Below are 20,399 nucleotides of genomic sequence, written 5' to 3' on the forward strand. Positions count from 1 at the left end.
TCCCGCCTCGAGGATCGCCGTTCGCTCTATATTTCCGGTTCAGTCGCGACTTTCCCGGCGAAACCGGCTGCTCACCGCGGATCGCGACATGTCTTCATGATGGAACGGTCTCGGCGTTGATGGGCGGGAGCGGGGTGTCGGGGGTGAAGAGCTGGTGGTCGAGGTGGTCGACGGCGAAGTCGATGGCGCCCGCCACCACGCATTCGTCCCCGAGCGTGCTGGCCCGCAGGTCCGGCATGCGGATGCAGGCGTGTTCGAGGCGCTCCCTGAGCGGCGGCAGCAGGACGTCGGCCGAGCGGGAGAAGCCGCCGCCCAGGATGACCACCTGGGGATCGAGCAGCAGGACCATGGCGCTGGTGCCGACCGCGAGGTCGTCGACGTAGCGGTCGACCGCGTCCAGGGCGACGGGGTCGCCGTCGCGGGCCGCCGCCAGCGTGTAGGCGGCGGCGTCCTCGGGCGAGGTGCCCGCGGGGATGATCGAGCAGGTCTGCAGGTGCTCAGGCGCGTCGAACCAGCGTGACTGCGGCAGCATGGCGATCTCGCCCGCGGCCGTGCCGAAGCCGCGGTGGACCCTGCCGCCGATGATGAGCCCCGCGCCCATCCGGCGCCCGACGTGCAGGAACACCACGTCGCTCGCGCCGCGGGCGGCGCCGCGCTTGGCCTCGGCCCTGGCGGCGAGGCGGCTGTCGTTCTCGACCAGGACCTCGCACGGGAACATCTCGCGCAGGTGCCCGGCCAGGTCGAGCCCGGTCCAGGCGGGGATCGCGGCGCAGTACAGGATGCGGCCCGCGGGCGTGACCACGCCGATCGTGCCCGCGGCGACGATCCACACGTCCGCGATCGTCTTGCCGCCCAGCGCCAGGCAGCCGGCCACGGCCCGCTCGATCGCGGCCAGGCGCTCCTCGAGCGGCGTGTCCGGCAGGACGGGCTGCCTGGTCTCGGCCAGGATCTCGCCGTCGAGGTCCGCCAGCGCAGCCCGGATGTTGTGGCCGCCGATGTCCAGGCCGACCAGGTAGCCGCTGCTTGAGCGGAAGCGGTAGCGGCGGGCCGGCCTGCCCATCGTGCCCTGGGTGGGCGGCACCTCCTCCACCCAGCCCAGCGCCATGAGCTCGTCGACGACCTCCTTCGTGGAGGGACGCGACAGGCCCGTGCGCTCGGCCAGCGCCGAGAGGGTGAGCGGTTCGGCCCCGCGCAGCGCCCCGATCGCGGTCAGGGAGTTCAGCTGCCTGAGCCGGGACAGGTCGCCTCCGCGAAGTTTGGCCATCGTTGTCCTAATGCAGGTGTCCTGGTTAAGTCATGCTCAAGTATGCCAGCGATCGCGCAAGAACGGGCATTGACCGCCCCGATCGTCAATGCTAGTAATGAAGCGCTCCTTCGTAAGTAGGTGAAAGGAAGCCAGATGCCGTTCGCGGACGTCGGCGAGATCGGGTGCCTGCCAGACCGGGCGCGGATCTTCGAGCACGGCTGGCAGTCGTGGAGCCCTTCAGGCTCCTACGGTCTCGGCGACACCCCACCCAGAGCCGCCGACGGCAACATCCAGACCCTCTGCTACCGGCCGGAGACGCCGGTGCCCGCCGGCCAGTTCCAGGGCGAGGGCCTGCTGGCCGTCGACCCCGGCGACGGCGGGCCCGTCCAGGTCTTCTCCGCGCCCGACCCGCTGCACGTCCCCTCGATCAGGGCACGCAGGCAGGGGGATCGCGTCGTCGTCTCCGCCGACGGCCCCGTCCTGCACTGGAGTACGGCGGGCCTGGACGCGGCGCTGCGCGAGTGGGCGGACACGATGGCCGGGTCGTCCCCGCCCAGGATCACGGCGGTGCCCCCCATGTGGTGCACCTGGTACGGCTACTGGGACAAGGTCACCGACCAGGACGTGATCGACAACCTGGAGCTGTGCGAGCGCCACGGCCTGGGCGCCGACATGTTCCTCATCGACGACGGCTACGAGGCGGAGATCGGCGACTGGCTGGAGTTACGCCCCGGCTTCGGCTCGCTCGACAGGGCGGTCGGCACGGTCACCGGCGCGGGCAGGCGGGCGGGCATCTGGACCGCCCCCTTCCTGGTCGGCCACCGCAGCCGGATCTTCCAGGAACACCCCGACTGGCTGGTCGGCGACGCCCACGCCGGCCGCATGTGGGACCAGGACCTCGCGGTCCTCGACGTCACCCACCCCGACGCCGCCGCCCATCTCGTCAACGTCTTCAGCGAGCTGGCAGGCAAGGGCATCACCCACTTCAAGCTCGACTTCGTCTACGCGGGCGCGCTGCACGGCCGCCGCCACGAGGAGGTCGACCCGGTCGAGGCCTACCGCCGCGGCCTGGAACTCATCCGCCGGGGCGCGGGCCCCGAGGCCACCCTGCACGGCTGCGGCGCGCCGATGCTGCCCAGCATCGGCCTGGTGGACGTCATGCGGGTCGGCCCGGACATCGCGCCCACGCTGCTGCCCAAGTCGGGCGACATCAGCCAGCCCTCCCAGCTCGGCGCCCGGCTGACCAGCGGGGCCAGGGAGTTCCTGCACGCCCGCTGGTGGGTCAACGACCCCGACTGCATCATCCTGCGCCCCGAGGTGGAGGCCAGGCAGGAGTGGGCGGCCTTCGTCGCGACGACCGGCGGGCTGCGCGGCTCAAGCGACCCGATCGCCGCGCTGGACGCGTGGGGACTGGAGACCACCAGACAGCTCATGATCCCCACCTCGGTGGAGCCGGCATGACGACGCAAGCCCTCACCCGGCGCCTCGCGTCGCGGAAGACCAGGACCAGGCGCCGGGGCCGCTGGCACGCCTACCTGTTCATCGGCCCCAGCCTGTTCGGCGTCGTCGCCTTCCTGATCCTCCCGGTCGTCATCGTCTTCGTGCTCAGCTTCTTCGACTGGGAGCTGCTGTCGGACCCGACGTTCGTCGGCCTGGACAACTACCGCAAGATGGCCGGCGACGGCTCGGTGTGGAGCTCTCTCGGCATCACGGTCGCCTACGTGCTGCTGTGCGTCCCGCTGCAGACCGTGCTGGCCCTGGGGCTGGCCCTGCTGGCCAACCAGAAGGTCAGGGGCGTGAAGTTCTTCCGCGCCCTGTTCGTCGTGCCGTGGATGGCCACGCCCATGGTCCTCGGCCTGGTCTGGAGCTGGATCTTCGATCCCAAGGACGGCGCGATCAACCAGTTCCTCGACCTGTTCGGCATCACCGGCCCCGCCTGGCTGTCGGAGACGTCGCTGGCGCTGCCCGCGGTCGCGCTGGTGCACGTGTGGCAGAACACCGGCTACAACATGCTGTTCTTCCTGGCCGGGCTGCAGGGCATCCCGCAGGAGCTCTACGACGCGGCCGCCTGCGACGGGGCCACGCCCCGGCAGCGGTTCTGGCGGGTGACGCTGCCGCTGCTCAACCCCACGATGTTCTTCGTCACGGTGACCAACATGATCGGCGCCTTCCAGGCGTTCGACACGATCTACTCCATGACCGCCGGCGGTCCGAGCGAGTCGACGTCGGTCATCAACTACAAGATCTTCCACGTGGCGTTCAAGGAGTTCGACTTCGGTTACGCCTCGACGCTGTCGCTGGTGCTGTTCCTGGTGATCCTGCTGGTCACGCTGACCCAGGTCAGGTTCTTCGGCAAGCGCACCACCTACGACCTGAGCTGAGGGGCCATGAAGCGAATCCTCCTCTACGCCACGCTCGTCATCGGCTCGATCATCTCGGTCTTCCCCTACCTGCTGGTGGTGCTGACGGCGTTCAAGACGCAGACGCAGCTGCACTCGACCCAGCCGTGGCTGCCCGGTAATCCGCCCACCACCGACAACCTGGCCGCGCTGCTCGGCGGCGAGTTCCCGCACTACATCCTCAACACGCTGCTCATGACCCTCGCGCTGACGATCGGCCAGCTCGTGTTCACCACGTTCGCCGCCTACGCCTTCGCCCGGCTCCGCTTCCGCGGGAGGGACGTGCTCTTCTGGGTGTTCGTGGCGACCATGATGGTGCCCGTCGCGGTGACCGTCATCCCGCTCTTCCTCATCATGCAGAAGCTCGGCCTGATCAACACCTGGGGCGGGCTGCTGGTGCCCTACATCCTCGGCACGCCGTACGGGATCTTCCTCATGCGGCAGTTCTTCAGGTCGCTGCCGGCAGGGCTGGAGGAGGCCGCGCGCATCGACGGCGCGGGGCCGCTGACGATCCTGGTGCGGGTGTTGCTGCCGCTGTGCAAGCCGGCGCTGGGGACGCTGGCGATCATCACGGTGATCTCGTCGTGGAACAGCTTCATGTGGCCGCTGATCATCACCGGCGGCGGCGACGAGACCAAGGTCATCACCGTGGCGCTGGCGGCGCTCAAGGTCGGCATCGGCGTCGACTACTCGCGGATCATGGCAGGGGGCCTGATCGCGCTGGTGCCGATGGTCGCGATCTTCATCTTCTTCCAGAGATACATCGTCCGGTCGGTCGTGCTGACCGGTCTGAAGTGAAAGGCACCCCATGAAATCCCCCCGCATGCGCCTCGCTCTCGCCGTCCTGGCCGTCCTCCCGCTCGCAGCCTGCGGTTCGGGCTCCGCCAAGGACGGGACGGTGACGCTCACCTACCGGCTGTGGGACGACCAGCAGAAGGTCGGCTACGACAAGGTGATGGCCGGCTTCGAGAAGGCCAACCCGAACATCAAGGTCAAGATCGAGGTGATGCCCTACGACGACTACTGGACCAAGCTCACCGCCGACGCCGTCGCCGGCAGCGCGCCCGACGTGTTCTGGATGTCGCCCGGCTACTTCCCCGAGTTCGCCACCAAGGGCGTGCTGGCCGACCTGAGCCCGCTCGGGCTCGACACCTCCAAGTACCACCCCAACGTCGTGTCCTCCAACACCTACAACGGCAAGCTGTACGGCGTGCCCAAGGACTGGGGCATGCCCGGCCTGCTGTACAACAAGGACCTGTTCAAGAAGGCCGGCGTCACCATGCCCGACAAGCTCACCTGGGCCCCCGACGGCTCGGGCACGCTGGTCGAGGTGGCCAGGAAGCTCACCACCGACGAGGCGGGCAAGCACCCCGACGATCCCGGATTCAACCCCGACAAGATCGCCACCTACGGCTTCGGGTCGTGGAACCACTCGCAGACCCAGTGGATGAACTGGATCGAGTCCAACGGCGGCAAGCTCGTCGACAAGCCGTTCGGCACCTACACCTTCAACGACGACGCCTCGGCTCAGGCCGTCCAGTTCGGCGTCGACCTGATCTCCAAGTACCACGTCTCGCCGCCGGCCACCCAGACCAACCCGCCCACCGGCAAGGCGACCGACATGTTCACCGGCGGCACGGTCGCCATGTTCCCCGCCAACAACGCGCTGCTGCCGTTCGTGGCGCCCGGCGTGAAGTTCGAGATCGGCGTGGCGGCCATGCCCGAGGGGCCCAAGGGCCGCGCCGTCAACATCAACGGGCTCGGCGAGGCCGTCTACGCCAAGGGCAAGCACCTGCAGGAGGCCATGAAGCTCGCCAAGTACCTCAGCTCGGACGAGGCGCAGAAGTCCATGGCCGACCAGGGCTACATCTTCCCCGCGCTCACCGGTGACACCCTGGCCCAGGGCTACGTCGACTTCTGGAAGGCCAAGAACATCGACGTCTCGCCGTACCTGGAGGAGTCCAAGGGCACGACGTTCAACATGCCGATCGTGACCGGCTGGACCGGCTTCGAGTCGAAGCTGAACGAGATCTTCAACGAGATCTACCTCGGCAAGATCCCGCCCAAGCAGGGCCTGGAGCAGGCCGTGACCGCGGGCAACGCGACCATCAAGTAGGAGCCCCCCACATCATGATCACCCGGCGTTCTCTCTTCGCCGGGGGCGCGAGCATGGGCATCGCCGCCGCACTGGGTGCCGCAGCACCCGTGCGGGCGGCGGTCCGCCGTGCCCCCCTGTCCGATGTGTTCCAGTTAGGCATCGCCTCCGGCGAACCCACCCCCGACGGCGTGGTCCTGTGGACGCGCCTGGCCATGGACCCGCTGGCGCCCGACGGCCTGGGCGGCATGCCCGACCGGCCGGTCCCCGTCGAATGGCAGCTGGCCAAGGACGACGGCTTCCGGCACGTGGTACGGCGCGGCGTCGAGCTCGCCAGACCCCAGGAGGCGCACAGCGTCCACGTGGAGGTCGACCACCTCGACCCCGGCGCCGAGTACTTCTACCGTTTCCGCGTCGGCACCGAGATCTCCCCGGCCGGCCGTACGCTGACCGCGCCTGCGGCGGGGACGGCGAGCCGCGCGCTCAACCTGGCCTTCACCTCCTGCGCCGACTGGCAGACCGGCTGGTTCACCGCCTACCGCAGGATGGCCGAGGACCACCCGGACCTGATCGCCTTCCTCGGCGACTACTACTACGAGTACGGCGACTACAAGTACCCGGTGCGCGACCAGGCCGGCGGGGAGTGCTTCGACCTGGCCGGATACCGCTTACGCCAGGCCCAGCACAAGTCCGACCCCGACCTGCAGCAGGCCCACGCCGTCGCCCCGTGGGTGGTGGTCTGGGACGACCACGACATCGAGAACGCCTGGGCCGGTGACGTGCCCGAGCAGCCCGACCCGCCCTTCCTGCCCCGCCGCGCGGCCGCCTTCCAGGCCTACTACGAGAACATGCCGCTGCGCCGCGCCCAGCGCCCCGACGGCTGGTCGATGAAGCTGTACCGCAGCCTCCGCTGGGGCTCGGTGGCCAACCTGCACCTGCTCGACACCCGCCAGTACCGCGACCTGTACGCCTGCACCGGCACCAGCACCACCGTCGGCCCCGACTGCACGCAGCGCCTCGACCCCAACCGCACGATCATGGGCAAGGAGCAGGAGGCCTGGCTCTTCGACGAACTGCGCCGCTCCACCGCCACCTGGGACGTCATCGGCCAGCAGGTGTTCATGATGGAGATGGACTGGGTCAACGGCGAGCAGAAGGGCTACTCCAACGAGGGCTGGGACGGCTACGTCGGCTCCCGCAACCGCCTGGCCGCCACCATCGACGAGGCCAAGCGCAACGCCGTCGTCCTGACCGGCGACGTGCACTCCCACTGGGCGGGCGAGCTCAAGCGCGACCACCAGGACCCCGCCTCCAAGCCGGTCGCCGTCGAACTGGTCACCACCTCGATCACCAGCGCGGGCAACGGCCTGGACGAGTACCCCAACACCCGCCAGCTCCTCGCCGAGAACCCGCACGTCAAGTTCTTCAACGGCCGCCGCGGCTACGTCAACGCCAAGATCAGCCAGAGCGAGATGAAGGTCGACTTCCGCTCGCTCGCCGTCGTCACCCAGCCGCACTACCCGGCCTACACCTCCGGCTCGTTCGTCGTCGAGCCCGGCAACCCCACGCTGAACCCAGCCTGACGGGAACTCCGATGCGCAAGCTTCTGGCCGCCCTCACGGTGGCGGTCCTGCTGGTCATGCCCTTATCCAGCGCCAACGCGGCCCCGCCGCCCGTCGACACCCCGCCGATGGGCTGGAGCAGCCGCGCCCTGGGCTGCTCCGTCTCCGAGACCTCGGTACGGCAGGCCGCCGACAACCTGGCCCCGCTCGCCCAGGCCGGATACCGCTACGTCATCCTCGACGGCTGCTGGCAGGGCCCCGACGGCAACGCCGACCCAGCCCGCTTCCCCGCCGGCGTCAAGGCGCTGGCCGACTACGTCCACGCCAAGGGACTCAAGCTCGGCCTCAGCCTGTCGGCCGGCACCAAGGCCTGCGCGGGCGCCGGCCGCGGCTCCTACAAGCACGAGGCCGACGACGCCGCCATGGTCCGCGGCTGGGGCGTCGACTACGTCAAGTACGACTGGTGCGCCATCCCCACCGCCGACTTCCCAGGCAAGGGCACCCGCGACATCGCCCAGACGCTCTACCCGCCGATGCGCCAGGCCCTCGGCGACTCGATCGCCTTCGCCATGAACAACGAGGAAGGCAGCACGGTGCCGTGGCTGTGGGGCAAGGACGTGGCCACCACCTGGCGCACGAACCTGGTCACCCGCCCGATCGCCGACACCTACGCCGGCATGCTGAGCGTCTGGGAGACCACGATGCTCCGCGTCGACCACGCGGGCAAGGGCTCCTGGGCCGACCCCGACCTCATCCAGGCCGGGCTCGGCGGCATGACCGAGGCCGAGTACCGCACCCAGCTCAGCCTCTGGGCCGTCGCCGCGGCCCCGCTCATCCTGCAGGCCGACCCGGCCAAGGCGCCCGCCCCGATCGTGGCCAACCCCAAGGTCGTCGCCGTCGACCAGGACAAGCTCGGCGCGATGGGCCGCTTCGCCCAGACCGACGGCTGGTACCACGTGATCACCAAGCCGCTGGAGAACGGCGACCTGGCCGTCGTGCTCTACAACGAGAGCGACCGGCAGACCACGATCTCGGTCAAGGCGAGCCGGTTGAAGCTGCCCGACGCCTCCCGCTACCGGGTCGAGGACCTGTGGACCGGCGCCGTCTGGTCCACCAAGGGCGACCTGTCGGCCGCCGTGCCCGGGCACGGCAGCGTCATGTACCGCCTCAGCCCGAGCCGCGAGCACGCCGCGCCGCTGGTCTCCTTCGACCTCGACCCGGCCAGGTTCCTCGGCGACAACCGGCCCTCGGTGTTCGAACCGGGCAAGCAGGCCGAGGTCGCGGCCACGGTCACCAACACCGGTGGCACCGAACGGCTGCGCGACGTCGCGGTGACGCTCGCCGTACCCGAGGGGTGGACGGCCACGCCGCGCACCGGCACCACCACGCGCGGACTGGACGCGGGGGAGACCTTCACCGCCAGGTGGGCCGTCACCGCGCCCGCCGGGGCCGAGCAGAAGGCCTACGACCTGACCGGTACGGTCACCGCCGCCGGAGGCGTCAAGCTCGGCGGGGCCGCGGTCGCCAGGGTCGCCCAGGGACCCGGGCCGGGCAGGTCGTCCATCAGCGACCTGACGTGGACCAAGTCCGCCAACTACTGGGGACCGGTCGAGCGCGACCAGAGCGTCGGCGGCAAGGGCCAGAACGACGGCCTCCCCCTGACCATCGGCGGCGTCAAGTACGCCAAGGGGCTCGGCACCCACGCGCCCGCCGAGATCGAGTTCTACGCCGGGGGCCGCTGCTCGGCCGTCGAGTTCCAGGGCGGGGTCGACGACGAGGTCGGCGACGCCGGCTCCGTGGACCTCGAGGTCTGGGCCGACGGCGGCCGCGCCGCGCACTCCGGCATCCTCACCGGCGCCCAGCCGGCCAAGAAGGTCACCGCCGACGTCACCGGCGCCCGCTACGTGCGGCTCGTCGTGACCAACGGCGGCGACAACGCCACATCCGACCACGCCGACTTCGGCGAGGCGGCCATCACCTGCTCCTAGGAGGCCCGTTGATGATCGTTCCCAAGCCCGCGCGGTTCGAGTCCCGCCTCGGCCGCTTCGTCCTCGACAGGGAGACCGCGCTCGCCGCCGATCCCGCGCTCGGCGAGGTGGCGGCCTGGCTGCGGGGCGAGCTGTCGCCCGTCACCGGCGGCCAGCTGCTCCCCGGCAGGCCGGGCCCGGGAACGATCACCTTGGGGCTGGACGACCTGGCGCCCGAGGCCTACCGGCTCACCGTTGGCCCCGACGGCATCGAGATCGACGCCGGCGGGCCCGCGGGCGCCTTCTACGGTGCGATGACGCTGCGGCAGCTCATGCCCGCCGCCGCGTTCCGCAGGGCCGCGGCGGGCGGCCCGCTGGAGGTGCCGGCCGTACACATGGAGGACGCGCCGCGCTTCGGCTGGCGCGGCGCGATCCTCGACGTGGCCAGGCACTTCATGACCAAGGCCGACCTGCTGCGTTTCATCGACCTGATGGCCGTGCACAAGCTGAACGTGCTGCACCTGCACCTGAGCGACGACCAGGGCTGGCGCGTCGAGATCAAGCGCTACCCGCGCCTGACCGAGGTCGGCTCCTGGCGCAAGGAGAGCCAGGTCGGCTGGATGGGGGAGATGGACGGCCGCCCGCACGGCGGCTACTACACCCAGGACGACGTCCGCGAGATCGTCGCCTACGCCGCCCGCCGCCACATCCGCGTGGTGCCCGAGATCGACCTGCCCGGCCACACCCAGGCCGCCATCGCCGCCTACCCTGAGCTGGGCAACCTCGACACGCCGATCGAGGTGAGCGGCACCTGGGGGATCGGCTCCAACGTGCTCAACGTCGAGGACGACACCATCGCCTTCTTCAAGAACGTGCTCGACGAGGTGCTCGAGCTGTTCCCCAGCCCGTACGTGTGCGTGGGCGGCGACGAGTGCCCCAAGGACCAGTGGCGCACCAGCCCGTCCGCCCAGCGGCGCATCCGCGAACTCGGCCTGCGCGACGAGGACGAGCTGCAGAGCTGGTTCATCCACCAGTTCGACGACTACCTGGCCGGGCGCGGCCGCCGCCTGGTCGGCTGGGACGAGATCCTCGAGGGCGGCCTGGCGCCCGGCGCGGTCGTCGCCTCCTGGCGGGCCGACCTGGGCGCGGTCGCCGCCGCCCGCTCCGGCCACGACGTGATCAACTGCGCCAACACCTCCGTCTACTTCGACTACCGGCAGAGCGAGCGCGACGACGAGCCCGTCCCCTTCGGCGTCGTGCTCACCCTCGACGACGTCTACGCCTTCGAACCGATCCCCGCGGAACTGCGCGGCGATCCTGCGGCCGCGCACGTCCTGGGCGCGCAGTGCGGCATCTGGACCGAGCTGATCGACTCCAACCGGCGCATCGACTACATGGCCTTCCCCCGCCTGGCCGCCTTCGCCGAGACCGTCTGGTCAGGCCCCGAACGCGACCTGCCGGACTTCCGCGCCCGCCTGGCCGCCCACCTGTCCCGGCTGGACGCGCTCGGCGTCGAGTACCGCCGCGAATCCGGCCCGCTGCCCTGGCAGACCAGGCCCGGAGTACCGGGCCGCCCCGAGGACCCGGACGCCTGGCAGGCCACGATCGACGCCTGGACCAGCAACCTGCGGAACGCCTGATGATCCTCGACTGGCCCGGCTGCCAGAACGCCCGCGACCTGGGAAGTGGCAGGATCCGCCGCGGCGCCCTCGTCCGCTCGGGCAGGCCGGGACGCGACACCGTGGAAGCGATCTTCGCCCACGGCGTCACTCGCGTCCTCGACCTGCGCCTGGCCGCGGAGACCGACGACGACCCCAGCCCGCTGGCCGGACACCCGGCCTACCGCAACCTGTCGGTGCTGCGCGCCGAGGACACCCTGCTGCAGGCGATGGGCGACACGCTGCCCGCCATCTACCGGGCCGTCCTCGACCGCGGCCAGGTCAACCTGGCCGCCGTGCTCGGCGCCGTCGCGCGGGCTCCGGAAGGCGGGGTGCTGGTCCACTGCCACCAGGGCAAGGATCGCACCGGCCTGGTCGTGGCGCTGGCACTGGCCCTGGCGGGCGTGCCGGAGCAGGAGATCGCCGCCGACTACGCCCTCACGGCCCGCCACGTGCCGCCCGGCCAGACCTGGATGCTCGACCAGATCACCGCCGCCACGATGCTGGCCACCCTGGCCTACCTGCGCGAGCGGTACGGCGGGGCCGAGCCGTACCTGCTGGACGGCGGGCTGGGACCCGAGGAGGTCGCGCTGGTGCGCGCCCGGCTGACGGCGCCCTAGAGGTCGATGGGGCCGCCGCTGCGCCAGTACAAGCCGTCGCCGCGGGACAGCAGGTCCTCGTCGATCAGGTACCGGCGCAGCGCGGCGTAGTCGTCGTGGAAGGCGCGCAGCGCCACGTTCACGTCCTTCTCCGAATAGCGGACGCCGGGCTCGAACACCCGCGAGATGTAGCGCAGGACCACCAGCCGCTTCTCGCGCTTCATCGGCATGCTGGCCAGCCGCCCGTCCACCAGGAACGTGCGCAGCAGCCGCTCCTCGGGGTCGAGCTCGGCCGCCGGCTCCGCGCTTTCCTTGAGCAGCTCACGGAAGCGCTCCGGCCGCGCCCGCCACCCGCCCTCGTCCTGTACGGCCAGGCCGCCCCCGGCCAGCTTGGCCAGCGCCTTCTGCGACAGCCCGTCGCCCGTGCCGCCCAGCACCAGCCGGGCGAACGCCTCGCGGGTGTCGTCCTGGTAGAGCAGGCCCAGAACCTGCCGGATGTCTTGCGCGCTCACCCTTACCATTTTGACCCATGATCAACCTGTTACTGCTCGCGACCGCCGTGACGACCGCGATCCCCAACGGCTTCCTGCTCTACGAGCAGGCCGCCGCCAAGAAGGACCGCGACCCGCAGACCACCTGGGCCGTCAGCCGCGGCAAGGGCGCCAAGCTCGTGGTCAACCCGTGCGACAAGGCCGCACTCGGGCAGGCGGGACGCGCCGCGGCCAAGACGATCACCTACACGGCGGTGCCCGACTTCTCCAAGTCCGAGCAGGTGGTGCTGTACGCGACCGACGCCGCCGCGGGCCAGGCGATCCAGGCGCTCAAGACCGCGGCCAGGAAGTGCTCCACCAAGGACTACCGTTTCTCCTGGCGGGCCGTCTCCCTGGGCGACGAGGCGATCACCGTGACCGGCCAGAACACCCACGGCGTCGGCGGCGAGCGCGCCGTCGTGGCCCGCCGCGCCGACGCCCTGGTGATCTACACCCAGGCGGGGGAGTGGGGCAAGCCGTCCGCCGCCGACTTCAAACGCCAGAGCGCGGACGCCGCCCGGATGCTCACCAAGATCTGCGGCCTGGCCGCCTGCTAGGCCTTCCCGACCAGGCGCAGGATCTCCTCGATGACCAGGTCGGGCTGGTCCTGCGGAACCATGTGGCCCGAGCGTTCCGCGACCACGTGGCGGCCCTGCCGCACAGAGGCGACCTGGCGGCGGTGGCTGGCCAGGAGCTGGGGGTGCAGCCGCTTCTCCAGCTTGCTCGTCCTGCGCCCGCCGGTGATGGCCGTGACGGGCACGTCCGGCAGCGGGGCCGGGGAGTCGCGCAGGCGGGCGAAGCCCTCCGCCAGAGCGGCGTACTCGGCCCTGGTGGCGCGGATCTCCGACGGGCGGCCCATCTCGGCCAGTGCCACCTCGCCCATCTCCGGCGGGAACAGCTTGACCAGCCGCCGGATCTCGGCAGGCACGACCTTGACGCCGACGCTGGCGAGCCCGGCCATGGCCGACTGCATGCCGAGGACGACGGCCCGCTGGCCGCGCCTGTAGTACAGGTCGAGGTCCTCGGCGGCCTGGTCGATCAGCACGAGCCCGGCGACCCGTTCGGGACGCGTGGCCGCGTACAGCCGGATGATGGGCCCGCCCAGGCTGTGACCGGCCAGGACGTAGGAGTCCGCGCCCAGGTGGTCCAGCAGGTGGTCCAGGTCGTCCACCATGCGCTCCAGGTCGCGGCGGCGCGGGTCGGGGTCGCTGCCGCCGAGCCCGGCCCTGTCGTAGGCCACGACGCGGGTGTGCCCGGCGATGGCGGGCATCACCAGGGCCCACTCGGTGCGCGAGGCGCCCAGCCCCGACTCCAGGATGACGACCGGCCTGCCGGAGCCCTGGCTGACGTACTGCAGCCGCCGCCCGTCCGGCAGACGCGCGAACCCGGGCTCACCGAACACGTCAGACATGAACGCTCCGCTCCTCGATCAGATCACTCAGGACGGTACGCGCGGCCGAGGCGATGATCAGCCCGGCGACCAGCCCGGGAACCGCGATCGCGGCCGCACCCCACGACTGCCCCACGGCGCTCAGCAGCCCCGCTCCCGCCAGCCCGCCCACCGCAAGCCCGATGCCGAACACGCTGGCCATGTAGCTGCGCCCGGCGGGCGCGGTCACCGCCACCATGATCAGCGTCATCATCGGGACGATCAGCGGCGTCAGCACCAGCCCCGCGAAGAACCCCGCCATCGCCAGCGGCAGGCTCGGCGCCACCGCCCCCAGCGCGATCGCCGCACCCGAGCAGGCGATGACGGCCGCGATCACGTACGGCAGGCGGCGCGGATCCCCGCGGAACACCCCGTCGAGCCGCCGCCCCAGCGTGATCAGCACCAGGATGGCCGCGGCCGAGCAGCACGCCGTGAACAGGCCGCGCGCGTCGGCCTCGAGCCCCCAGCGCTGCTTCAGGTTCGTCGACAGGAACGTCGCGGCGGGCACCAGCAGCATGCCGTAGGCGGCGAAGGAGGCGAACACCCGCCGCAGCGTCCGCGAGCGCAGCAGCCCGCCGCCCGTGGCCGCCTCGAACCTGCCGATCCCCGGGTCCCGCAACCGCAGCGCCGACAGGCAGCCCAGCAGCGACAGCGCGCCCAGCACCGCGTAGACCGCCCGCCAGTCCAGGGCGAGCCACCCGGCCAGCGCGGACACGGTGAGGGGGCTGAGGATCGCCCCGGCCGGCATCGCCGCGCCGTACAGGGCGAGCACCCGGCCGCGCACGGCCGGTGGGTAGAGGTCGGCGAGCAGCGGCGCGTGCAGGGCGATCTGGCTCCCGTTGGCCAGGCCGCTGACCAGCAGCAGCGCGCCCAGCACCCACATGTTCCCGGCGAAGGCCATCGCGAACGTGGCCGCGCTCCACACGATCCCGGTCACGATCGACACGGCTGCCCTGATCGGGCGGCCCCTGACCAGCGCGGACATCAGGAACGGCGCGGTGCCCACGGCCAGCAGCTGGATCGCCAGCAACGAGGTGAGCGCACCGGCCGAGCCTCCTAACGAGGCCGTGATGTCGGGAGCGAGCACGCTCAGCGCCTGGTTCACGAACGCGTCGGTGATCGCCAGCATGCCGACGGCGAAGACGGGATAGAGCCTCATGACGGGCCGCGGACGATCGGCTTGTGCATGGGCCAACTCTGGATGACGGACAACCCTCCGATCCTTGTCCGATCGGCAAAGGTATGGCCATTACCCTTGGCTGATGGACCAAGTCGAGTACCTCGAGCCGTCGCTGGCCCAGGTGATCGAACGCGTCGGCGCCCGCTACCTCACGGTCGTCGCCGCGCCCCGCGGCCTCGACGTGCCCGTCTCAGGGCCGGCGATCGACGACCCGATGAGCGCCGCCCCGCCTCGGCCCGGATCGATCGTGCTGCTCGTCGGGGTCGCGCCCGGCGAGGCCGCCCCGGTCCTCGAGCGCCTGCACGGCGCCTCCGCCGCGGTCCTGCGCATGGACGCCACACCGACCGCCGCAGGCGCGGAACTGGTGGCGGCGGCGGAGCGAGCCGGGGTGGCGGTGGTCGCGCTGCCGGGGGCGATGACCTGGAGCCACCTGCACACGCTCGTCGAGGACGCGGTGCTGCTCGGCGACAGCCTGGTCGCCCCGCCCAGCCCCGACCTGGGCAGCGCCCCCGTCGGCGACCTCAACGCGCTGGTCAACGCGGTCGCTGAGACGCTCGACCGGCCGGCGGCCATCCTGGACACGCAGTGGCGGCTGCTTGCCTACTCGGCCGTGCCCGGGCAGGTGAACGACGACCTGCAGCGTGAGGTCATCCTGAACAAGACCGTGCCCGCGCGCAGCGCCCCGCCCGAGACCAGGCGGCTGCTGCTGTCCGGCGAGCGGGCGCTGCGCTTCTACACCGGCGAGCCCTACGACCAGGAGGGGCAGCGGATCTGGCGCATCGGCGTCGGGATCCGCAGCGGGCCGGAGCCGCTGGGCATGATGTGGATCCTCGAGGGCCACGAGCAACTGTCCGGCGACAGGGTCGCGCTGGCGGAGGAGTTCGCCCGGCTCGCGGGCGCGCACCTGCTGCGCGTACGGACGGCCCGCACCGCGGATCGCGAACGGCGGGGCGAGCTGGCCGGGCAGGCGCTCGACGGCAAGGACGCGGCCACGGCCTGCCAGCGGCTCGGCCTCGATCCCGGCGGGCCGCTGGCGGTCATGGCCGTCGCGTGCGAGGACGCGCCTGGGGAGCACCTGCTCGATGACGTGGCCACCTACCTGGACGCCTACCGGCGCACCGCCGCGTGCGTGCTGCGCGGCGCGACCGTCTACTGCGTGATGCCCGCCCCGGACAAGGCCGCGCTCAAGGAGGTCGCCTCCCAGCTCACCGTGCGGCTCGGGCTGCGCCGCCGCCTGACGGCCGCGGTCGGCAGCCGAGTCCAGCCCGAGGACCTGCCCGTCTCACGGCACCACGCCGACCTCGCGCTCGCCGCGCTGCGAACCTCGGACGCGGCCGCGGCCACGATCGAGGAGGTGCGCGCCACCGCCGCGCTGGTTGAACTGCGCGCCCTCCTGGACGGGCATCCGCACCTGCTGCTGCACGAGGCCGCGGCGGCGGGCTCCGAGGAGACGGTGCTGGCCTGGATCGAGAGCCACGGCGACGTGCGCGTGGCGGCCGAGCGGCTCGGCGTCCACCCCAACACGCTCAGGTACCGCATTCGCCGGCTCGCGGAAACGGGCCTCGACCTGGCCGATCCCGACACCCGCCTGACGACCTGGCTGCGGCTGCGCCTGGGCGGGTGAGCGGCCCGCCGTACCGTCAGAGCCGGTTGAGGCCCTGGACGTGCAGGACCGCGCGGCCCTCCTCGTCGGAGCCGGCCAGGTCGACCTGGGCGTCGATGCCCCAGTCGCCGTCACCGGCGGGGTCGCGGATGGTCTGGCGGACCTTCCACAGCCCGCTCTCCTCCTCGATGCGCAGCAGGGCGGGCCCGCGCGCGTCGGCGTCGGTGAGGATCTCCTCGTGCTCGTCGTAGTAGGCGTCCAGCGCCGCGCCCCAGTCGACGTCGGGGGCGAGCTCCTCCAGCTCGTCCTCCTTCTCGATCGCGCACAGCTCGACCAGGCGGAACATGGCGTTGCGCACCAGCACCCTGAAGGCGCGCGGGTTGCCGGTGACCGGCCGCACCCTGGCCTCCAGCTCCTGCTGCTTCTCCAGCGCCTCCTGGGGGTTGGCCAGCTTCTCCCACTCGTCGATCAGCGAGGAGTCGACCTGCCTGACCAGCTCGCCCAGCCACTCGATCAGGTCGACCAGATCCTCGGTCTTCAGATGCTCGGGGACGGTACGACTGAGCGTCCGGTAGGCGTCGGCCAGGTACCGCAGCACGGTGCCCTCCGAGCGGGCCAGCTCGTAGAACTGGATGTACTCGGCGAACGTCATCGCCCGCTCGAACATGTCGCGCACGACCGCCTTGGGGCTGACCGTGTAGTCGCCCACCCACGGGTGGCCGCGCCGGTAGGTCTCGTAGGCGCCCAGCAGCAGGGTCTCCAGCGGCATCGGATACATGATCTCGGCGAGGGCGTCCATGCGCTCCTCGTACTCGAGCCCGTCGGCCTTCATCTGTGCGACGGCCTCGCCCCTGGCCTTCTTCAGCTGCGCCGACAGGATCTGCCGCGGATCATCGAGGATCGACTCGACGATCGAGACCATGTCCAGCGCGTAGCTGGGCGACTCCCGGTCGAGCAGGTCGAAGGCCGCCAGCGCGAAGGTCGACAGCGCCTGGTTGAGCGCGAAGTCCTCCTGCAGCTCGATCGTCAGCCTGGCCCGCCTGCCCTGCTCGTCGGGCTCGCGCAGCTGCTCGACGATGCCGCCGGCCAGCAGCGACCGGTAGATCGCGATGGCCTGGCTGATGTGCCGCCGCTGCCACTTGCGGTCCTCGTGGTTGTCGGTCAGCAGGTGCTTCATCGCCTGGAAGCAGTCGCCGGGCCGGTTGATGACGGCAAGCAGCATCGCGTTGCTCACCTTGAAGCGGGAGGCCAGCGGCTCCGGCTCGGCCTCCTGCAACTTGGTGAAGGTGTCCTCGCTCCAGCCGACGAACCCCTCCGGCGGCTTCTTGCGCGCGTAGCCGCGGCGCCGCTTCGGGTCGTCGCCGATCTTGGCCAGGGCCCTGGCGTTCTCGACGTCGTGCTCGGGCGCCTGGCAGGCCACGTAGCCGATCGTGTCGAAGCCCGCCCGGCCCGCCCGGCCGGCGATCTGGTGGAACTCGCGGGCCCGCAGCCGGCGCACCTTGTTGCCGTCGTACTTGGACAGGGCGGTGAACAGCACCGTGCGGATCGGCACGTTCACGCCCACGCCGAGCGTGTCGGTGCCGCAGATGACCTTCAGCAGCCCGGCCTGGGCCAGCCGCTCCACCAGGCGCCGGTACTTGGGCAGCATGCCCGCGTGGTGGACGCCGATGCCGTGCCGTACCAGCCGGGACAGCGCGCGGCCGAAGCGGGTGGTGAAGCGGAAGCCGCCGATCATAGTGGCGATGGCGTCCTTCTCGGCCTTGGTCGCCATGTTGATCGACATCAGCGCCTGGGCGCGCTCCATCGCCGCGGCCTGGGTGAAGTGCACGACGTAGACCGGGGCCATGCCGGTGCTGAGCATCTCCTCGAGCGACTCGTGCAGCGGCGTCATCCGGTAGGAGTACACCAGCGGCACCGGCCGCTCGGCGTGCTTGACCACGGCCGTCGGCCGCCCGGTGCGCCGGGTCAGGTCCCGCTCGAACATGGAGACGTCACCCAGCGTCGCCGACATCAGCACGAACTGCACGTTCGGCAGCTCGAGCAGCGGCACCTGCCACGCCCAGCCGCGGTCGGCCTCGGCGTAGAAGTGGAACTCGTCCATCACGACCTGGCCGATGTCGGCCTTAGCGCCGTCACGCAGCGCGACGTTGGCCAGGATCTCCGCGGTGCAGCAGATGATCGGCGCGCCGGGGTTGACGCTGGCGTCGCCGGTCATCATGCCCACGTTCTCGGTGCCGAAGATCGCGCACAGGTCGAAGAACTTCTCCGACACCAGCGCCTTGATCGGCGCGGTGTAGAAGGTGCGCATGTCCCTGGTCAGGGCGGCGAAGTGAGCCCCCGCCGCCACCAGCGACTTGCCCGAGCCCGTGGGCGTGGCCAGGATCAGGTTGCTGCCGGAGACGACCTCGATCAGCGCCTCCTCCTGAGCGGGATAGAGGGTGAGCCCCCGCTCGGCGTTCCACGAGGCGAACGCTTCGAAGATGGTGTCGGGATCGGCGTCGATCTCTTCTGGCAGGCGGTCAACGAGTAGGCTCACCCTCCCTATCCTGCCGAGCCTGGGCCGGATGGTCGAACCAACCCCGAGTGATGACGCTCAGTAGCTGTTTGATTCCATATTGCTATGAAAGGTCGACTGCTTGTCGCGGGCGCGGTGGCGCTCGCCCTCAGCGCATGCGGCAACGGTCCGCTGCCCATGTCCGATCTCTCGGGCGCCCATGGGTTGCCGTCCGCTTCCGCCTCAGGTCCGAAGCCGAGTGGTACGGCGGCGCCGTCAGGCTCGGCGCCGAGCCCGAGCCCCGGTTCCACCGGCAGGTACGCCTTCGTGCCGGACTACGACCCGCCGGATGACAGGTCGCTGCTCGCCGGGCAGAAGTTGATGAAGGACAACCACCTGCTCGAGGACTGGGCGCAGACGGCCAACGACGGCTTCATCCCGCCGGCCAACATCCCGATCAACGCCGAGCAGTGCGACTCGGTCAACGCCCTGTACGACCCCGACTCCAGGTCGATCGTCATCTGCTACGAGATGATCGACTACCTGCTGGATCTGTTCCGCAAGCCTGAGAAGGGCGAGAAGTCCAAGCCCAGCGCCAAGGAGGTGGACAAGAACGTGGTAGGCGCCATGAACGGCATCTTCTACCACGAGCTCGGGCACGGCCTGATCGACCTGTACGACCTGCCCGCCACCGGCAGGGAGGAGGACGCCGTGGACCAGCTGTCTGCCCTGGTGCTCATCCAGGGCGCCGAGGACCAGGACGACTACACCGACATCATCAGCACGATCGAGACCTGGGGGCGGATGTCGCAGACCGAGCCCGTCGACAAGCGCGCCTTCGCCGACGAGCACTCGCTGAGCATGCAGCGCTACTACAACATGATGTGCTACCTGTACGGCTCGAACCACAACGCCTTCCTGCAGCTCGTGTCCGACGGCGAACTGCCGGTCTCGCGGGCCCAGCGCTGCGAGGAGGAGTACAGGAAGATGGCCCACGCCTGGAGCACGCTCCTGGACCCGCACCTGCGCAAGGACCTGCCGTCGGCCTCGGCCTCGCCGTCTCCGGCGGAGATGCCGAGCCCCACGGGTTCCGTGAGCCCGTCGCGGCTGCTGCACACCACGTCGGCCGACCACGGCGACTAGAAGAGCAACTGGAGCAGAATCGTGTCGATCCACCGGCCGTGCTTGAAGCCGATCGCCTCCAGCCGCCCCGCCTGCTTGAACCCGAACGACTCGTGCAGCAGCAGCGAGGAGGGGTCCCCGGAGTCGGCCACCACGGCCACCAGTTGCCGGGCGCCGCTCTGCCTGCACTGCTCGATCAGTTCGCCGAGCAGGCGCCGGCCGAGCCCGCGGCCGGTGGTGCCGGGGGCCAGGTAGATGGTGTCCTCCAGGCTGTGCCGGTAGCCGGGCTTGGGCCGGTACTGCCCCGCGTAGGCGAAGCCGAGGACGTCCCCGCCCTCCTCGGCCACCAGGAAGACGGCGGCGCCGGCGGCCTTGGCCCGCCACGCCGCCACGTCGGGCGCGCTCTCGTCGAAGGTGGCCACGCTGTTGGCGACGTAGTGGGCGTAGATCGAGGCGACGGCCGGCAGGTCGGTCTCTTCCAGCGGGCGGATCTCAGTCATGGAACGGATTGTGGC

17 protein-coding genes are annotated in these 20,399 nt (G+C 70.9%); 11 read left to right on the plus strand and 6 right to left on the minus strand.

Features of this window, described 5'->3' with window-relative positions; genetic code table 11:
- Window positions 1–94 precede the first annotated feature (94 nt).
- Window positions 95–1,264 (minus strand): ROK family transcriptional regulator, encoded by a 1,170-nt coding sequence (locus KIK09_RS39115; RefSeq protein WP_214324524.1) that lies wholly within the window; start codon window positions 1,262–1,264, stop codon window positions 95–97.
- Window positions 1,265–1,399: 135 nt separating this feature from the next.
- Between KIK09_RS39115 and KIK09_RS39120 the strand changes: the two genes are divergently transcribed.
- The 8 genes from KIK09_RS39120 to KIK09_RS39155 are packed head-to-tail and all read left to right on the plus strand — an operon-like array spanning window position 1,400 to window position 11,547.
- Window positions 1,400–2,707 carry a glycoside hydrolase family 36 protein gene (locus KIK09_RS39120; RefSeq protein WP_214324525.1) on the plus strand — a complete coding sequence of 436 codons (1,308 nt, stop codon included), beginning with the start codon at window positions 1,400–1,402 and terminating at the stop codon, window positions 2,705–2,707.
- The gene (locus tag KIK09_RS39125) at window positions 2,704–3,627 is read left to right on the plus strand and encodes a carbohydrate ABC transporter permease (protein WP_214324526.1); all 924 of its coding nucleotides are present in this window, start codon (window positions 2,704–2,706) and stop codon (window positions 3,625–3,627) included. The genes KIK09_RS39120 and KIK09_RS39125 overlap by 4 nt, the downstream gene beginning before the upstream one ends.
- A gap of 6 nt (window positions 3,628–3,633) precedes the next feature.
- On the plus strand, window positions 3,634–4,443 hold the full coding sequence (locus tag KIK09_RS39130; protein WP_214324527.1) for a carbohydrate ABC transporter permease: 810 nt from the start codon (window positions 3,634–3,636) through the stop codon (window positions 4,441–4,443).
- Window positions 4,444–4,468: 25 nt separating this feature from the next.
- Entirely contained in the window at window positions 4,469–5,761 is a 1,293-nt protein-coding gene (locus tag KIK09_RS39135) for an ABC transporter substrate-binding protein (RefSeq protein ID WP_214324528.1), read from the plus strand.
- 14 nt (window positions 5,762–5,775) lie between these two features.
- Complete coding sequence (locus KIK09_RS39140; RefSeq protein WP_214324529.1) at window positions 5,776–7,323, plus strand: alkaline phosphatase D family protein; 1,548 nt, start codon at window positions 5,776–5,778, stop codon at window positions 7,321–7,323.
- Between the two features lie 11 nt (window positions 7,324–7,334).
- Window positions 7,335–9,290, plus strand: coding sequence for an NPCBM/NEW2 domain-containing protein (locus KIK09_RS39145; protein ID WP_214324530.1), 1,956 nt, complete (start codon window positions 7,335–7,337; stop codon window positions 9,288–9,290).
- 11 nt (window positions 9,291–9,301) lie between these two features.
- A complete protein-coding gene (locus KIK09_RS39150; protein WP_214324531.1) occupies window positions 9,302–10,909 on the plus strand; it encodes a beta-N-acetylhexosaminidase in 1,608 nt (535 codons plus the stop codon).
- The gene (locus KIK09_RS39155; RefSeq protein WP_214324532.1) at window positions 10,909–11,547 is read left to right on the plus strand and encodes a tyrosine-protein phosphatase; all 639 of its coding nucleotides are present in this window, start codon (window positions 10,909–10,911) and stop codon (window positions 11,545–11,547) included. Before KIK09_RS39150 ends, KIK09_RS39155 begins: the two co-directional genes overlap by 1 nt.
- Here the strand turns inward: KIK09_RS39155 and KIK09_RS39160 are convergent.
- The gene (locus KIK09_RS39160) at window positions 11,544–12,038 is read right to left on the minus strand and encodes a DUF2087 domain-containing protein (RefSeq protein ID WP_443678885.1); all 495 of its coding nucleotides are present in this window, start codon (window positions 12,036–12,038) and stop codon (window positions 11,544–11,546) included. The two genes, KIK09_RS39155 and KIK09_RS39160, sit on opposite strands and share 4 nt — an antisense overlap.
- Before the next feature lie 17 nt (window positions 12,039–12,055).
- Between KIK09_RS39160 and KIK09_RS39165 the strand changes: the two genes are divergently transcribed.
- The gene (locus tag KIK09_RS39165; protein ID WP_214324534.1) at window positions 12,056–12,613 is read left to right on the plus strand and encodes a hypothetical protein; all 558 of its coding nucleotides are present in this window, start codon (window positions 12,056–12,058) and stop codon (window positions 12,611–12,613) included.
- Here KIK09_RS39165 and KIK09_RS39170 read toward each other — a convergent pair.
- Together KIK09_RS39170 and KIK09_RS39175 are read right to left on the minus strand one after the other, a co-directional pair.
- Complete coding sequence (locus tag KIK09_RS39170) at window positions 12,610–13,467, minus strand: alpha/beta fold hydrolase (RefSeq protein WP_214324535.1); 858 nt, start codon at window positions 13,465–13,467, stop codon at window positions 12,610–12,612. The two genes, KIK09_RS39165 and KIK09_RS39170, sit on opposite strands and share 4 nt — an antisense overlap.
- The gene (locus tag KIK09_RS39175; protein WP_214324536.1) at window positions 13,460–14,644 is read right to left on the minus strand and encodes an MFS transporter; all 1,185 of its coding nucleotides are present in this window, start codon (window positions 14,642–14,644) and stop codon (window positions 13,460–13,462) included. Before KIK09_RS39175 ends, KIK09_RS39170 begins: the two co-directional genes overlap by 8 nt.
- Window positions 14,645–14,747: 103 nt before the next feature.
- Between KIK09_RS39175 and KIK09_RS39180 the strand changes: the two genes are divergently transcribed.
- Window positions 14,748–16,289, plus strand: a complete 1,542-nt coding sequence (locus KIK09_RS39180) for a PucR family transcriptional regulator (protein ID WP_214324537.1) — start codon at window positions 14,748–14,750, stop codon at window positions 16,287–16,289.
- A 16-nt stretch (window positions 16,290–16,305) separates the two neighbouring features.
- Here KIK09_RS39180 and KIK09_RS39185 read toward each other — a convergent pair whose 3' ends face one another.
- A complete protein-coding gene (locus tag KIK09_RS39185) occupies window positions 16,306–18,804 on the minus strand; it encodes a DEAD/DEAH box helicase (RefSeq protein ID WP_372455737.1) in 2,499 nt (832 codons plus the stop codon).
- Between the two features lie 84 nt (window positions 18,805–18,888).
- On the opposite strand from KIK09_RS39185, the gene KIK09_RS39190 reads away from it, so the two are divergent.
- Window positions 18,889–19,905 (plus strand): DUF4344 domain-containing metallopeptidase, encoded by a 1,017-nt coding sequence (locus KIK09_RS39190; RefSeq protein ID WP_214324538.1) that lies wholly within the window; start codon window positions 18,889–18,891, stop codon window positions 19,903–19,905.
- On the opposite strand, the gene KIK09_RS39195 is transcribed toward KIK09_RS39190, so the two are convergent.
- Window positions 19,902–20,384: a GNAT family N-acetyltransferase gene (locus KIK09_RS39195; RefSeq protein ID WP_214324539.1), complete on the minus strand. Its 483-nt coding sequence runs from the start codon at window positions 20,382–20,384 to the stop codon at window positions 19,902–19,904. The genes KIK09_RS39190 and KIK09_RS39195 overlap by 4 nt on opposite strands.
- Between the last annotated feature and the right edge of the window lie 15 nt (window positions 20,385–20,399).

The sequence above is a fragment of the Nonomuraea sediminis genome (assembly GCF_018531495.1).
GTDB lineage: Bacteria > Actinomycetota > Actinomycetes > Streptosporangiales > Streptosporangiaceae > Nonomuraea > Nonomuraea sediminis.

Bases quoted from the DNA above. Each gene is read 5' to 3' on its own strand.
- KIK09_RS39115 (WP_214324524.1), bottom strand. From the start codon at position 1,264: ATGGCCAAACTTCGCGGAGGCGACCTGTCCCGGCTCAGGCAGCTGAAC.
- KIK09_RS39120 (WP_214324525.1), top strand. From the start codon at position 1,400: ATGCCGTTCGCGGACGTCGGCGAGATCGGGTGCCTGCCAGACCGGGCG.
- KIK09_RS39125 (WP_214324526.1), top strand. From the start codon at position 2,704: ATGACGACGCAAGCCCTCACCCGGCGCCTCGCGTCGCGGAAGACCAGG.
- KIK09_RS39130 (WP_214324527.1), top strand. From the start codon at position 3,634: ATGAAGCGAATCCTCCTCTACGCCACGCTCGTCATCGGCTCGATCATC.
- KIK09_RS39135 (WP_214324528.1), top strand. From the start codon at position 4,469: ATGCGCCTCGCTCTCGCCGTCCTGGCCGTCCTCCCGCTCGCAGCCTGC.
- KIK09_RS39140 (WP_214324529.1), top strand. From the start codon at position 5,776: ATGATCACCCGGCGTTCTCTCTTCGCCGGGGGCGCGAGCATGGGCATC.
- KIK09_RS39145 (WP_214324530.1), top strand. From the start codon at position 7,335: ATGCGCAAGCTTCTGGCCGCCCTCACGGTGGCGGTCCTGCTGGTCATG.
- KIK09_RS39150 (WP_214324531.1), top strand. From the start codon at position 9,302: ATGATCGTTCCCAAGCCCGCGCGGTTCGAGTCCCGCCTCGGCCGCTTC.
- KIK09_RS39155 (WP_214324532.1), top strand. From the start codon at position 10,909: ATGATCCTCGACTGGCCCGGCTGCCAGAACGCCCGCGACCTGGGAAGT.
- KIK09_RS39165 (WP_214324534.1), top strand. From the start codon at position 12,056: ATGATCAACCTGTTACTGCTCGCGACCGCCGTGACGACCGCGATCCCC.
- KIK09_RS39170 (WP_214324535.1), bottom strand. From the start codon at position 13,467: ATGTCTGACGTGTTCGGTGAGCCCGGGTTCGCGCGTCTGCCGGACGGG.
- KIK09_RS39175 (WP_214324536.1), bottom strand. From the start codon at position 14,644: ATGAGGCTCTATCCCGTCTTCGCCGTCGGCATGCTGGCGATCACCGAC.
- KIK09_RS39180 (WP_214324537.1), top strand. From the start codon at position 14,748: ATGGACCAAGTCGAGTACCTCGAGCCGTCGCTGGCCCAGGTGATCGAA.
- KIK09_RS39190 (WP_214324538.1), top strand. From the start codon at position 18,889: ATGAAAGGTCGACTGCTTGTCGCGGGCGCGGTGGCGCTCGCCCTCAGC.
- KIK09_RS39195 (WP_214324539.1), bottom strand. From the start codon at position 20,384: ATGACTGAGATCCGCCCGCTGGAAGAGACCGACCTGCCGGCCGTCGCC.